Consider the following 12,762-nt stretch of genomic DNA (forward strand, 5'->3'; position numbering starts at 1 on the left):
TCGCTCCCCCTCAGCCCTTGGCCACGGCGCGCAGCCGGTCCACCACGTCCGCCCGCAGCTCCGCGGGCTCCAGCACCACCACGTCCGGCCCGAACTCCACCAGCCAGGCGTCCAGGCCGTGCCCGTACGGAATCTCCAACTCGTCCCAGCCGTCGCCGAGTTCCCGCACCGCCGTGGCCCTCGCCCGCAAGGGGTAGCCGCAGCCGCCGCGCAGCCGGATCAGCGCGCTGCGGTCGGCGGTCTCCCCCGCCCAGCCGGCCACGGTCTCGCGGACGGTGACGACGTCGGGCACGGGCGCGCTGAACGCCGTCCCGCGCGAGCGCACCTTGCCGGTGATGCGGGACAGCCGGAAGACCCGCTCGGCACCCCGGTCGCGGTCCCAGCCCGCGAGGTACCAGTGGCCGCGCCAGCACTCCAGGGCCCACGGCTCGACGTGCCGGGGCTCGGGACGGGCGGCGGTGGCCTTGCGGTAGTCGAAGACGACGGGGCGACGGTCGCGGCAGGCCAGCATCAGCGGCTCGAACGCGGCCTCGTGGACGGGGATGCGCGGTTCCAGGGCACTGTGCGGCTCATAGGGGTCGACGTCCTCGGGCAGGCCCGCCGCGCGCAGTTTCTGGAGGGCGCCGCTGGCCGCGCCGGCGAGCCTGGCCTGCTGCCACACCTTGGCGGCCAGGCCCAGGGCGGCGGCCTCCTCGGCGTCGAGGGTGATGGCCGGCAGCCGGTTGCTGTCGCGGCGGGCGAGGTAGCCGATCTCGCCGTCCAGGCTCTCGACGGTCTCGATGACGAGGCCCAGCTCGCGCAGGTCGTCCTTGTCCCGCTCGAACATCCGGTTGAAGGAGTCGTCCGATCCGGCACCGCCCCTGCCCGAACCGAACGCCTCGACGTAGGCCTCGATGGAGTCACGCAGCTCGCGCTTGCTGAGCGGTCGCCGCGTCCCGAGCAGACACAGCGCCAGGTTCATCAGCCGCTCTGCCTTGGCAATGGCCATCGACGCCCTTCGCCTCTCCTGTGGTGCTTCCGACGGATGACCGTACCGCTCCGCGGCGCCCGGGCAAAAGCCGAGGGCCCACGCCCGGACAGGCATGGGCCCCAGCTGGTCGAGACCGGTCGTACGACGATCAGACCCCGAGCAGGTCGACCACGAAGATCAGCGTCTCGCCCGGCTTGATCGCCGGGGTCGGGCTCTGGTTGCCGTAGGCGAGGTGGGCCGGGATGGTCAGCTGGCGACGGCCGCCGACCTTCATGCCCTGCACGCCCTGGTCCCAGCCCTTGATGACCCGGCCGCCGCCCAGCGGGAAGCGGAACGGGGTGCCGCGGTTCCAGCTGGCGTCGAACTCCTCACCGGTGCTGAAGGCGACACCGACGTAGTGCACGGAGACGGTCTGGCCCGCCTGCGCCACCTCACCGTCGCCCTCCCAGATGTCCTTGATCTCGAGGTCCGCCGGGGGCTCGCCGCCCGGGAAGTCGATCTCGGGCTTCTCGATGCTCACGTCTTACGCTCCTGCTTGTTCGCGGAAAGGCAACAGCACAGTCTTACATCACGGCGGCGTCACATCTTCGCGAGGATGTCCACCGTGAAGACCATCGTGGAGTCCTTCTCGATGCCGCTGCCGGCCGGCGGCTGGTCGCCGTACCCCAGGTCGGGCGGGATGACGATGACGACGCGGCTGCCGGCCTTCTTGCCGGTCAGACCCTGCGCCCAGCCCTTGACGACCTGCTGGAGGGAGAACGAGGTCAGCGCGGACCGCTTGTACGTCGAGTCGAACTCCTTGCCGGTGTCCCAGATGACGCCCTTGTACTGCACCAGAACGGTGTCGTCGGCCGCGAGCGCCTCGCCGTCGCCCTCGATGACGTAGCCCGACACCAGCTTCTTCGGCGGATCGGTCTTCGGGATCTCGACGGAGGGCGCCTTGCCGTCGGTGTTGGTGCCGACCTTCGGCAGGGCGGCGTCGTCCTGGGGGACGTCCTTGCCCTTGGCCGAGCTCTTGGCGTTGAAGGTGTCCTGGACGTCGAACACGAACACCAGCGTGTCGGTGCCCTTGATGCCCGCCTCCGCGTTGCCCTCCTTGCCGAAGCCCCAGGTGGGCGGGACGGCGAACTGCACCCGGCTGCCGGCCTTCTTGCCGGTCAGGGCGTAGCGCCAGCCCTCCATGGTGCTGCCCTGCGCGAGCTGGGTGAGCAGCGGCGCCCCGCGGTCGTAGGAGTTGTCGAGGACCTTGCCGGTGTCCCAGATCTGGCCGAGGTACTGGGCCTGGATGTAGTCGCCCTCCGCGACGGTACGGCCGCCGCCCGCGATGACCGTCTTCACGGCGAGCTGGTCGGAGGGCTCGCCGCTGCCCTTGGCGACCGTCGGCTTCTCCCCGAACTTCGTGCCCGCGGTGATGGCCGGCAGCGGCCCGTCGACGATCTTGGGGGCGGGCGCGGCGGAGGGGGCCGAGGCGGAGGGCGACGCGCTGCTGTCCACCTTGCCCGACGAGTCGGACGAGTCGTCGTCCCCGCATCCGGCGAGCGTGACCAGTCCTGCGGGTACGGCGGCGAGAATGAGTGAGCGTCGGCGCACGGTGGGGGCCTCGTAATCGGTTGATCTTGCTGATGGCGTGCGCGCTACCTTACTGACGATTCCGTGCCGATTCAGGTTCCGGCCCGGTTCCGTCCCGGCCGGGGCTCCGGGATTGTCCCCGGGGGCGGCACTGACGGCGTGAGAAGGGCGCCGTACGGGAAACGTACGGCGCCCCTGTTGCGTTCCGGCTCTACCGGGAAACGCGGTACCCGGTCACATTCCGGCGATCAGCTTCTCCACCCGGTCGTCCACCGAACGGAACGGGTCCTTGCACAACACGGTGCGTTGCGCCTGGTCATTGAGCTTGAGATGGACCCAGTCGACGGTGAAGTCCCGCCGCTGTTCCTGCGCCCGGCGGATGAAGTCGCCGCGCAACCGCGCCCGAGTGGTCTGCGGGGGAACCGACTTGCCCTCGAAGATCTTCAAGTCGTTGCAGATCCGGGCGGCCTGCCCCTTGCGCTCCAGCAGGTAGTAGAGACCACGACGGCGGTGGATGTCGTGGTAGGCGAGGTCTATCTGCGCCACGCGCGGGTGCGACATGGTCATGTTGTGCTTGGCCCGGTACCGCTCGATGAGCTTGTACTTCATCACCCAGTCGATCTCGGTGCCGATGCGGTCGAGGTCCTCGGCCTCGATCGCGTCCAGCGTGCGGCCCCACAGCTCCAGGACCTGGTCGACGGTGCCGGTACGGATGCCGCGGCGCTCGACGAAGTCCACGGCCTTCTCGTAGTACTCGCGCTGCACCTCGAGCGCGGAGGCCTCACGGCCGCTGGCCAGGCGCACCTTGCGCCGGCCGGTGATGTCGTGGCTGACCTCGCGGATCGCCCGGATCGGGTTCTCCAGGGTGAGGTCGCGCATCACGGTGCCCGCCTCGATCATGCGCAGCACCAGGTCGGTGGCGCCGACCTTCAGCAGCATGGTCGTCTCGGACATGTTCGAGTCGCCCACGATGACGTGCAGGCGACGGTAGCGCTCGGCGTCGGCGTGCGGTTCGTCCCGGGTGTTGATGATGGGCCGGGAACGGGTCGTCGCCGAGGAGACGCCCTCCCAGATGTGCTCGGCCCGCTGGCTCACGCAGTAGACGGCCCCGCGGGGCGTCTGGAGCACCTTGCCGGCCCCGCACAGCAGCTGCCGGGTCACCAGGAAGGGAATGAGGATGTCCGCGAGCCGGGAGAACTCCCCGTGCCGGGCCACCAGGTAGTTCTCGTGGCAACCGTAGGAGTTGCCCGCCGAGTCGGTGTTGTTCTTGAAGAGGTAGACGTCGCCCGCGATTCCTTCCTCGTGCAGGCGTCGTTCCGCGTCCACCAGGAGTCCCTCGAGAATGCGCTCGCCGGCCTTGTCGTGGGTGACCAGTTCGGTCACGTTGTCACATTCGGGTGTCGCGTATTCCGGATGCGATCCCACGTCGAGATAGAGGCGGGCGCCGTTCCGCAGAAAGACATTGCTGCTTCGGCCCCATGACACGACACGGCGGAAGAGGTACCGCGCCACCTCGTCAGGCGACAGGCGGCGCTGTCCCCTGAACGTGCACGTGACGCCGTACTCGTTCTCCAGCCCGAAAATGCGGCGGTCCATGAGTGAACATTACGCCCGATCCCCTGAACTGAAACGGGGTTCGACGGCACGGTTCGGATCATTTTCCGATGAAGCCGCAACAACCCCACTTCCGGCGGGAACTGCCAGTACCCGCCCCGTGGCCAGCAAAACCACCAATGCCACGGCACCCGCCGCGCCCGGCACGGCGAAGCCCCACCGGGCGCCGCCCGCCTCGACGACCGGGCCCGCCACGGCCGTTCCGAGCGAGTGACCGACCGTGAAGGTGGTCACCAGCCAGGAGAACGCCTCGGTGACCGTGCCACGCGGCGCGTGCCGGTCGATGAGGACGAAGGCGCAGGCGAGCGCGGGCGCGAGGAACACACCGGCCAACGCGGTGAGCGCCACCATCGCGACCGCGCCCGGCATCAGCATGAGCGGCAGATAACACACCGCCAGGAACGCCACCAGCACCCGCAGTCGCCGCTCCGGCACGCCCACCCACCGCCGCGCCCCGTAGGCCACCCCGCCGACGAGCGCGCCGAGGCCGAGGGCGGCCATCAGCCAGCCGTACACCACGTCACCGCCGTGGTCGTCGGCGTACGGCACGGCGGCCACCGTGATGGAGCCCAGCGCGATGCCGACGAACAGGAAGGCGCCCAGCAGCACGAGCAGACCGGGCGAGCGCAGGGCGCCGAGCCAGTGCGCCTCACGCGGAGCGGAGCGCCACGCGCGCGAAGGCGGCGAGACGACCACGGACAGCGCCCCGAGCACACCGAGCGCGTTCAGGACCAGCAGGGCGGCCTGCGCCGACCAGAGCGAGGTGCACAGCGTCACCAGCAGCGGCCCGACGGTGAACATCACCTCCTGGGCCACCGCGTCCATGGCGTACGCGGCGTGGACCTGGTCCTCCCGGCGCAGCACCGACGGCCACAGCGCCCGCAGACCGCCCTCCAGGGGCGGGGTGAACAGACCGGCGGCCGCGACCAGGGCGTGGGCGAGCGGGAGCGGGACGATGCCGGTGAAGGCGAAGGCCCCCATGGCGAGGGCCGCGGCGAGCGCGGCGGGCAACTGCACGCGCGGCTGGCCGTACAGGTCGACCAGGCGGCCGAGCAGCGGCTGACCGACGGCGTTGGCGACGCCGTACACGGCCGCCAGGGCGCCCGCGAGGGTGTAGCTGCCGCCCTCGGCGCGCACGAACAGCACGATCGCGATGGCACCCGTGGCGTTGGGCAGCCGTCCCAGGAGGGTGCCGGCGAGGAGCCGGGCCGCGTGTCGCGCCCTGAGGATCTCCAGGTATCCCGCGGCCATGTCCCGCCTCCGTCGGCTCCCCGAGGCGGTCGGCCCCGTCAAGGTTTTACGTATAACGCTTCTCGGTCATACGTACCATGTGCGCTGTTCACACGTCCAGACGAAAGAGCAGGCCCACGGTGGCACGAGCCAGCACGCGCCCGACGAGCCGTGACGTCGCCCGGGCCGCGGGAGTGTCCCAGGCCGCCGTCTCCCTGGTGCTCGGCGACAAATGGCGCGGCCGCGTCTCCGAGACCACCGCGGAACGGGTACGCCAGGCCGCCCGCGACCTCGGGTACCGCCCCAACCTGGCCGCCCGCAACCTGCGCCTGGGCCGCACCCGCACCGTCCTGCTGGTCGTCCCGGAACTGACCACCGAGTTCTTCGCCGGCGTCTACACCGGCGCGGCGCGACTCGCCGCCGCCCACGGCTTCGGCGTCGTGCTCTACCCCTCCCCCGAGGGCATCGGCCCCGCCCCCGACCCCTTCGCCTCCGCCCCCGCCGCCCTGGACGGCGTCCTGGCCTCCTCCATGGCCGCCGACGCCCTCACCGCCATCCGCGGCGACCAACTGCCCCTCGTCATGCTCGACAGCGACCCCGACGGCAGCCTCGGCGCCGCCACCGTCAACCTCGACATCGCCGACGGCGCCCGCCAGGTCGCCGCACACCTGCTGGACCTCGGCCACCGCCACTTCCTGCACCTGGCGTCCGACGTCCCCTCCTGGACCTTCGAGGTACGCGCGCGTGAGCTGGCCGCACGCGTGCACGCCGTGCCCGGCACCACCCTGCGCACCGCCCCCACCCCCATGACCATCGACGGCGCCCGCACGGCCGCGGAAGCCGCCCTGGCCTCCCCCGGCCCCCGGCCCACCGCCGTCGTCTGCGACGACGACAAACTCGCCGCCGGCGTCTACAAGGCCGCACGCCGACGCGGACTGCGGGTGCCCGACGACATCTCCGTCACCGGCGTCGACGACATCGCGCTCGCCGCCGCGCTCGACCCGGAGCTGACGACCGTACGCCTGGACGCCGAACTCTTCGGAGAACACGGCATGCGGGCCCTGCTGGCGGTCCTGGACGGCCGAACACCCGAGGCCGGGCAGATCCCGGTCCACCTGGTCGTCCGGGGCTCCACGGCCCCGCCCAGGGCCTGAGAGACGCCCTCCGGGAAAACGCCTGTGCCCCGACCGGAAAACGGCCGGGGCACAGGCGAGAACGGGCCAGGCTACTTCTCGTCCGGCTCCTCGGCGCTCTCCGCCTCCGTCGACGCCCCGTCGGTCTCCAGCAAGCGACCCAGCTGCCGCCCGACGATCCGCTTGAACTTGCGCGACTGCGGACGCGTACGGTCCAGCACAGCCACCTCCAGGCGCTCGGCGGGAATCTCCCGCTCCGTGCCGTTGGTGTCACGGGACAAGGCCTGCACGGCGAGCTTCAGAGCCTCCGCGAGACTCATGCCGTCCCGGTGACGCTGGTCCAGGTAGCTGCCGATCTGCTCGGCATTGCCGCCGACCGCGACCGAACCGTGCTCGTCCACGATCGACCCGTCGTGCGGCAACCGGTAGATCTGGTCACCGTCCGGCGTCTCACCGACCTCCGCCACCACCAGCTCCACCTCGTACGGCTTCTCGCCGGCCGAGGAGAAGATGGTGCCGAGCGTCTGCGCGTAGACGTTGGCCAGACCGCGGGCGGTCACGTCGTCCCGGTCGTAGGTGTAACCACGCAGGTCCGCGTAGCGCACCCCGCCGATCCGGAGGTTCTCGTACTCGTTGTACTTGCCGGCGGCGGCGAAACCGATCCGGTCGTAGATCTCGCTGAACTTGTGCAGCGCACGGGACGGGTTCTCACCGACGAACACGATGCCGTCGGCGTACTGGAGCACGACCAGGCTCCGACCACGGGCGATGCCCTTGCGCGCGTACTCCGCGCGGTCCGCCATCGCCTGCTGGGGTGAGACATAGAACGGCGTCGACACCGGTTATCCGTCCCTTTCTGTGGAAGTCACTCGATCACCTTGCCAGGAGGCCGGCCCGCTACAGCAGCGCGGCCCGGGGACCGTCCGGCTGCTCGAGACGGCGCGCCAGCACCGAGCGGGCGATCCCGGAGGACTCGTCGTCGGTGAGCCGGCGGAAACCGTCGTCGGTGATCACGGTGACGATGGGGTAGATCCGGCGGGCGACATCGGGACCACCGGTCGCCGAGTCGTCGTCTGCCGCGTCGTAGAGCGCCTGGACCACGAGCGTCGTGGCCTCCTCCTCGCTCAGGTCCTGGCGGTACAGCTTCTTCATGGCGCCACGCGCGAAAATCGAACCCGAGCCGGTCGCAGCGAAGTGGTGCTCCTCGGAACGGCCGCCGGTGACGTCGTAGGAGAAGATCCGGCCCTTGTCGCGGTCCACGTCGAACCCGGCGAACAGCGGCACCACGGCCAGGCCCTGCATGGCCATGCCCAGGTTGGAGCGGATCATCGTCGACAACCGGTTCGCCTTGCCCTCCAGCGACAGCTGGGCGCCCTCGACCTTCTCGAAGTGCTCCAGCTCCAGCTGGAAGAGCTTGACCATCTCGACGGCCAGACCCGCGGTGCCCGCGATGCCGACGGCCGAGTACTCGTCCGCCGGGAACACCTTCTCGATGTCGCGCTGCGCGATGACGTTGCCCATGGTCGCGCGACGGTCACCGGCGAGCACCACACCACCGGGGAAGGTCACGGCCACGATCGTCGTGCCGTGCGGCGCCTCGATCACCCCCTGCAGCGCGGGGAGTTGCCGGTTGCCGGGCAGCAGCTCCGGCTGGTGGTCGGAGAGGAAGTCCATGAAGGACGAGGACCCAGGCGTCAGGAAGGCAGCTGGTAGACGCCCGGTGCTACGAGTGTTGGCTTCCACGCGATTCCTTCCACGTAAGCAGCAGCCCGCCTTATGGCATCGGGCCGATCCTTGAACTGCCCCAGTGCGGCATTGCAGCTGAAGCACAGTACGCCTCGGACCCTACCCGTCTTGTGGCAGTGATCCACATGCTCGGCCGGGGCAGCAAGACATATACAGCAGACGCCGTGCTGCTCCGCGACGAGTGCGTCCAACTCCGCCGGCGTCAGGCCGTACTTGCGCTTGAAGTAGCTGATCCGGTTCCGCTCCGCTCGGCAGACACGGCAGTAACTCGCCCATCCGTCCGACGACGCCTTGTTGCGCTCCCATTCGGAGTGCGGCTTCACGTCTTCGCACTGCGGACACCGTTTGTGTCCCAGTGGGACAGGAACCTTCTCTCGAACTTTCTTCCCTCTGGCCTCCTGGCGCTGCCGGTAGTACTCAGCGGAGCACTCCCGGCAGTACGCCTGGAGACCGTCGGGCATGGACTTGTTGCTGGCGAACGCCGCTCCAGGCAAGCATTGCTTGCACCGTGAGCATCGCCTCAGCGTCGACTCTTCGATCACTCCAAGGCCCCCGGAGTTCACCTTTGAATCAAAGGTGAAATCACTCCCCACCCTTCTGAACGAAGGACCTCACGAAATCCTCGGCATTCTCCTCGAGTACATCGTCAATCTCGTCAAGAACCGAGTCCACGTCGTCGCTCAGCTTCTCCTGACGTTCCTTGAGGTCGTCCGAGGCCTGCGTCTCCGCCGCCTGCTCCTCGGTCTCCTCGGTGGAGCGCGTCGCCTTCTGCTGGCCGCCGCCGGTGTCCTTGGTCGCCATAACCCTCACCCCGCTCAGTTCGCCCGACATGGTCGACAGGTCGGCATTCCTGCCGATCGGTGATGATCAGACCCTACAAGCCGGGTCCGACATCGGCCCCGCAGTTGCGACAACGTGCGGGGGCCATCTCGATGATTCCCTGGCGCGGGGGTTTCCACCCCCGCGCCGAGGTCCGGCCGAGTACCCGTTCAGTGCCCGGACAAGACCCTGACCAGGTCTTCCGCCGTGCGGCAGCGGTCCAGGAGCGCCTTGACGTGATTTCGCGTTCCGCGAAGCGGTTCCATGGTTGGAACCCGTTGGAGGCTGTCGCGGCCCGGCAGGTCGAAGATGACCGAGTCCCAGGAGGCCGCCGCCACGTCGTCGGCGTACTGCTCCAGGCAGCGGCCGCGGAAGTAGGCGCGGGTGTCCTCCGGGGGCTTGCCCACGGCCCGCTGGACCTCCGCCTCGTCCAGGAGCCGCTTGACGCGTCCGCGGGCCACCAGGCGGTTGTAGAGGCCCTTCTCGGCCCGTACGTCGGCGTACTGGAGGTCGACCAGGTGGAGGCGGGCGGCGTCCCAGTCGAGGCCGTCGCGGCGCCGGTAGCCCTCCATCAGTTCGCGCTTGGCCACCCAGTCCAGTTCGCCGGCCAGGCTCATGGGGTCGTTCTCCAGGCGCGTGAGGGTGTCCTCCCAGCGCGCCAGGACGTCCTTGGTCTGGTCGTCGGCGTCCGCTCCGTAACGCTCCTCCACGTACTTGCGCGACAGCTCGAAGTACTCCATCTGCAGCTGGACCGCGGTGAGTGTGCGGCCGCTGCGCAGGGTGACCAGGCGCTTGAGGGTGGGGTCGTGGGAGACCTGGTGGAGGGTGCGGACGGGCTGGTCCACCGCCAGGTCGACGGCGATGAAGCCGTCCTCGATCATCGACAGCACCAGGGCCGTGGTGCCGAGTTTGAGGTAGGTGGAGATCTCCGAGAGGTTGGCGTCCCCGATGATCACGTGGAGGCGGCGGTACTTCTCGGCGTCGGCGTGCGGTTCGTCGCGGGTGTTGATGATGGGGCGCTTGAGTGTGGTCTCGAGGCCGACCTCGACCTCGAAGTAGTCCGCGCGCTGGCTGAGCTGGAAGCCGTGTTCGTGTCCGTCCTGACCGATGCCCACGCGGCCGGCCCCGGCGAAGACCTGGCGGGAGACGAAGAAGGGCGTGAGGTGGCGCACGATGTCCGAGAAGGCGGTTTCCCGTTTCATCAGGTAGTTCTCGTGCGTGCCGTAGGAGGCGCCCTTGTTGTCGGTGTTGTTCTTGTAGAGGTGGATCGGCTGGGCGCCCGGCAGTGCCGCGGCCCGTTCGGCGGCCTCGGCCATGATCCGTTCGCCTGCCTTGTCCCACAGGACGGCGTCGCGCGGGTTGGTGACCTCGGGCGAGCTGTACTCGGGGTGGGCGTGGTCGACGTAGAGGCGGGCGCCGTTGGTGAGGATCACGTTGGCGAGGCCGATGTCCTCGTCGGTGAGCTGGGTGGAGTCGGCGGCCTCGCGGGCGAGGTCGAAGCCTCGGGCGTCCCGCAGCGGGTTCTCCTCCTCGAAGTCCCAGCGGGCCCGGCGGGCCCGGTGCATCGCCGCCGCGTAGGCGTTGACGATCTGGGACGAGGTGAGCATGGCATTGGCGTTCGGGTGACCGGGGACGGAGATCCCGTACTCCGTCTCGATGCCCATTACTCGCCGTACGGTCATGCGGCCCTCCTTGCCCGGCGGCTCCCTCGGTCGTGGGCGCCGCTCAAGTACCGCGGGTGCTCCGGTGCGTGTGCGGTGCCCGTCCCCGCACTGCGCCCGGCGGTACGGATGAGCCTAGAACGCCTCTGTGCCGGTGGGGAGATCATTTGCGTCATTGCCTGCTCCAGCCGTGGCCCGAAAAGCAGTCGGCTGCGGGTACCCGGAAAGGGCACCCGCAGCCGCCCTGGTTCTACAGGTACTGCCCGGTGTTCGCCACCGTGTCGATGGAGCGTCCGGTGTCGGAGCCCTGCTTTCCGGTGATCAGGGTGCGGATGTAGACGATCCGCTCGCCCTTCTTTCCGGAGATGCGGGCCCAGTCGTCGGGGTTGGTGGTGTTGGGGAGGTCCTCGTTCTCCTTGAACTCGTCCACGCAGGCCTGGAGGAGGTGGGAGACGCGGAGGCCCTTCTGGTTCTTCTCCAGGAAGTCCTTGATCGCCATTTTCTTGGCCCGGCCCACGATGTTCTCGATCATGGCGCCGGAGTTGAAGTCCTTGAAGTAGAGGACTTCCTTGTCGCCGTTGGCGTAGGTGACTTCCAGGAAGCGGTTCTCCTCGGATTCGGCGTACATGTGTTCCACCGCCGTCTGGATCATGCTTTCGACGGTGGTGGTGCGGTCGCCGGCGTGCTCGCCGAGGTCGTCCGAGTGGAGCGGGAGGCGTTCGGTGAGGTACTTGCCGAAGATGTCCTTGGCCGCTTCGGCGTCCGGACGTTCGATCTTGATCTTCACGTCGAGCCGGCCGGGGCGCAGGATGGCCGGGTCGATCATGTCCTCGCGGTTGGAGGCACCGATGACGACCACGTTCTGGAGGCCTTCCACGCCGTCGATCTCGGCGAGCAGCTGCGGGACGATGGTGTTCTCCACGTCCGAGCTGACACCGGAGCCGCGGGTGCGGAAGAGGGACTCCATCTCGTCGAAGAAGACGATGACGGGGGTGCCCTCGCTGGCCTTCTCACGAGCGCGCTGGAAGACCAGGCGGATCTGCCGCTCGGTCTCGCCGACGTACTTGTTGAGCAGCTCGGGACCCTTGATGTTGAGGAAGAAGCTCTTGCCGGCGGCCTGGCCGGTGACCTCGGCGACCTTCTTGGCCAGCGAGTTGGCGACGGCCTTGGCGATGAGTGTCTTGCCGCATCCGGGGGGGCCGTAGAGCAGGACGCCCTTGGGGGGCCGCAGCTCGTGCTCCCGGAACAGGTCCGGGTAGAGGTAGGGCAGCTCGACCGCGTCGCGGATGGCCTCGATCTGGCCGCCGAGACCGCCGATCTGCTCGTACCCGATGTCCGGTACCTCTTCGAGGACGAGTTCTTCGACCTCGCTCTTGGGGACGACCTCGTAGACGTACCCGGAGCGGGGTTCGAGGAGCAGGGCGTCGCCGGGCCGGATGACGACGTCGAGCAGGGGCTCGGCGAGCCTGACCACCCGCTCTTCGTCGGTGTGTCCGACCACCAGGGCGCGCTGGCCGTCCTCGAGGATCTCCTTGAGGGTGACGATGTCGCCGACGCTCTCGTACTCCATGGCCTCGACCACGTTGAGTGCTTCGTTGAGCATCAGTTCCTGGCCGCGCCGGAGCTCCTCGAGCTCGACGCCGGGGCTGACGTTCACCCGGAGCTTGCGGCCCCCGGTGAAGATGTCGGCGGTGCCGTCCTCGTTCGCCTGGAGGAAGACACCGAAGCCGGCGGGCGGCTGTGCGAGCCGGTCGACTTCTTCCTTGAGGGCCACGATCTGGTCGCGGGCCTCACGGAGTGTGTTGGCCAGTCGTTCGTTCTGGGCGGACACGCCGGCCAGGTTGGTCTGCAGCTCGACGATCCGCTCTTCGAGAATCCTCGTGTGTCGCGGAGAGTCGGCGAGCTTGCGTCGCAGGACGGCGATCTCCTGCTCAAGGTAGGCAATCTGCCCGGCGGGGTCGTCGGACCCTCGTCCCGGGCGGATGCCGCGGTTCATGTCGTCGTCGTGGGCTGCCACGGT

General features: G+C 69.1%; 12 protein-coding genes. 1 reads left to right on the forward strand and 11 read right to left on the reverse strand.

Annotation, left to right across the window (positions count from 1 at the left end):
* Positions 1–10: 10 nt before the first annotated feature.
* From ACGFQC_RS26625 to ACGFQC_RS26645, 5 genes are all read right to left on the reverse strand, one after another.
* Positions 11–988, reverse strand: coding sequence for a WYL domain-containing protein (locus tag ACGFQC_RS26625; protein ID WP_363089210.1), 978 nt, complete (start codon positions 986–988; stop codon positions 11–13).
* Positions 989–1,118: 130 nt separating this feature from the next.
* Entirely contained in the window at positions 1,119–1,490 is a 372-nt protein-coding gene (locus tag ACGFQC_RS26630) for an FKBP-type peptidyl-prolyl cis-trans isomerase (RefSeq protein ID WP_073495330.1), read from the reverse strand.
* A 59-nt stretch (positions 1,491–1,549) separates the two neighbouring features.
* Positions 1,550–2,560 carry an FKBP-type peptidyl-prolyl cis-trans isomerase gene (locus ACGFQC_RS26635; protein ID WP_363089211.1) on the reverse strand — a complete coding sequence of 337 codons (1,011 nt, stop codon included), beginning with the start codon at positions 2,558–2,560 and terminating at the stop codon, positions 1,550–1,552.
* Between the two features lie 213 nt (positions 2,561–2,773).
* Positions 2,774–4,135: a Pup--protein ligase gene (pafA, locus tag ACGFQC_RS26640; protein ID WP_020117715.1), complete on the reverse strand. Its 1,362-nt coding sequence runs from the start codon at positions 4,133–4,135 to the stop codon at positions 2,774–2,776.
* Positions 4,136–4,144: 9 nt separating this feature from the next.
* On the reverse strand, positions 4,145–5,404 hold the full coding sequence (locus ACGFQC_RS26645) for an MFS transporter (RefSeq protein ID WP_363089212.1): 1,260 nt from the start codon (positions 5,402–5,404) through the stop codon (positions 4,145–4,147).
* Between the two features lie 119 nt (positions 5,405–5,523).
* Between ACGFQC_RS26645 and ACGFQC_RS26650 the strand changes: the two genes are divergently transcribed.
* On the forward strand, positions 5,524–6,537 hold the full coding sequence (locus ACGFQC_RS26650; protein ID WP_363089213.1) for a LacI family DNA-binding transcriptional regulator: 1,014 nt from the start codon (positions 5,524–5,526) through the stop codon (positions 6,535–6,537).
* Between the two features lie 71 nt (positions 6,538–6,608).
* Here ACGFQC_RS26650 and prcA read toward each other — a convergent pair whose 3' ends face one another.
* The 6 genes from prcA to arc all read right to left on the reverse strand — a co-directional run bounded on the left by prcA (position 6,609) and on the right by arc (position 12,759).
* Entirely contained in the window at positions 6,609–7,355 is a 747-nt protein-coding gene (gene prcA, locus ACGFQC_RS26655) for a proteasome subunit alpha (RefSeq protein ID WP_363089214.1), read from the reverse strand.
* Positions 7,356–7,413: 58 nt separating this feature from the next.
* Positions 7,414–8,259: a proteasome subunit beta gene (gene prcB / locus ACGFQC_RS26660; RefSeq protein WP_363089215.1), complete on the reverse strand. Its 846-nt coding sequence runs from the start codon at positions 8,257–8,259 to the stop codon at positions 7,414–7,416.
* Positions 8,211–8,723 (reverse strand): endonuclease VII domain-containing protein, encoded by a 513-nt coding sequence (locus ACGFQC_RS26665; protein ID WP_363089216.1) that lies wholly within the window; start codon positions 8,721–8,723, stop codon positions 8,211–8,213. Before ACGFQC_RS26665 ends, prcB begins: the two co-directional genes overlap by 49 nt.
* Positions 8,724–8,844: 121 nt before the next feature.
* Positions 8,845–9,063, reverse strand: coding sequence for a ubiquitin-like protein Pup (locus ACGFQC_RS26670; RefSeq protein WP_363089217.1), 219 nt, complete (start codon positions 9,061–9,063; stop codon positions 8,845–8,847).
* 188 nt (positions 9,064–9,251) lie between these two features.
* On the reverse strand, positions 9,252–10,763 hold the full coding sequence (gene dop / locus ACGFQC_RS26675; protein ID WP_363089218.1) for a depupylase/deamidase Dop: 1,512 nt from the start codon (positions 10,761–10,763) through the stop codon (positions 9,252–9,254).
* Between the two features lie 229 nt (positions 10,764–10,992).
* On the reverse strand, positions 10,993–12,759 hold the full coding sequence (gene arc / locus ACGFQC_RS26680; protein ID WP_363089219.1) for a proteasome ATPase: 1,767 nt from the start codon (positions 12,757–12,759) through the stop codon (positions 10,993–10,995).
* Positions 12,760–12,762 lie beyond the last annotated feature (3 nt).

Source organism: Streptomyces sp. NPDC048734 (assembly GCF_043198675.1).
Classification (GTDB): Bacteria; Actinomycetota; Actinomycetes; order Streptomycetales; family Streptomycetaceae; genus Streptomyces.

What these genes read in the sequence shown, in the direction of transcription:
- pafA (WP_020117715.1), bottom strand. Translation starts at nt 4,135, where the DNA reads ATGGACCGCCGCATTTTCGGGCTGGAGAACGAGTACGGCGTCACGTGC.
- dop (WP_363089218.1), bottom strand. Translation starts at nt 10,763, where the DNA reads ATGACCGTACGGCGAGTAATGGGCATCGAGACGGAGTACGGGATCTCC.
- ACGFQC_RS26645 (WP_363089212.1), bottom strand. Translation starts at nt 5,404, where the DNA reads ATGGCCGCGGGATACCTGGAGATCCTCAGGGCGCGACACGCGGCCCGG.
- ACGFQC_RS26625 (WP_363089210.1), bottom strand. Translation starts at nt 988, where the DNA reads ATGGCCATTGCCAAGGCAGAGCGGCTGATGAACCTGGCGCTGTGTCTG.
- ACGFQC_RS26665 (WP_363089216.1), bottom strand. Translation starts at nt 8,723, where the DNA reads ATGCCCGACGGTCTCCAGGCGTACTGCCGGGAGTGCTCCGCTGAGTAC.
- ACGFQC_RS26670 (WP_363089217.1), bottom strand. Translation starts at nt 9,063, where the DNA reads ATGGCGACCAAGGACACCGGCGGCGGCCAGCAGAAGGCGACGCGCTCC.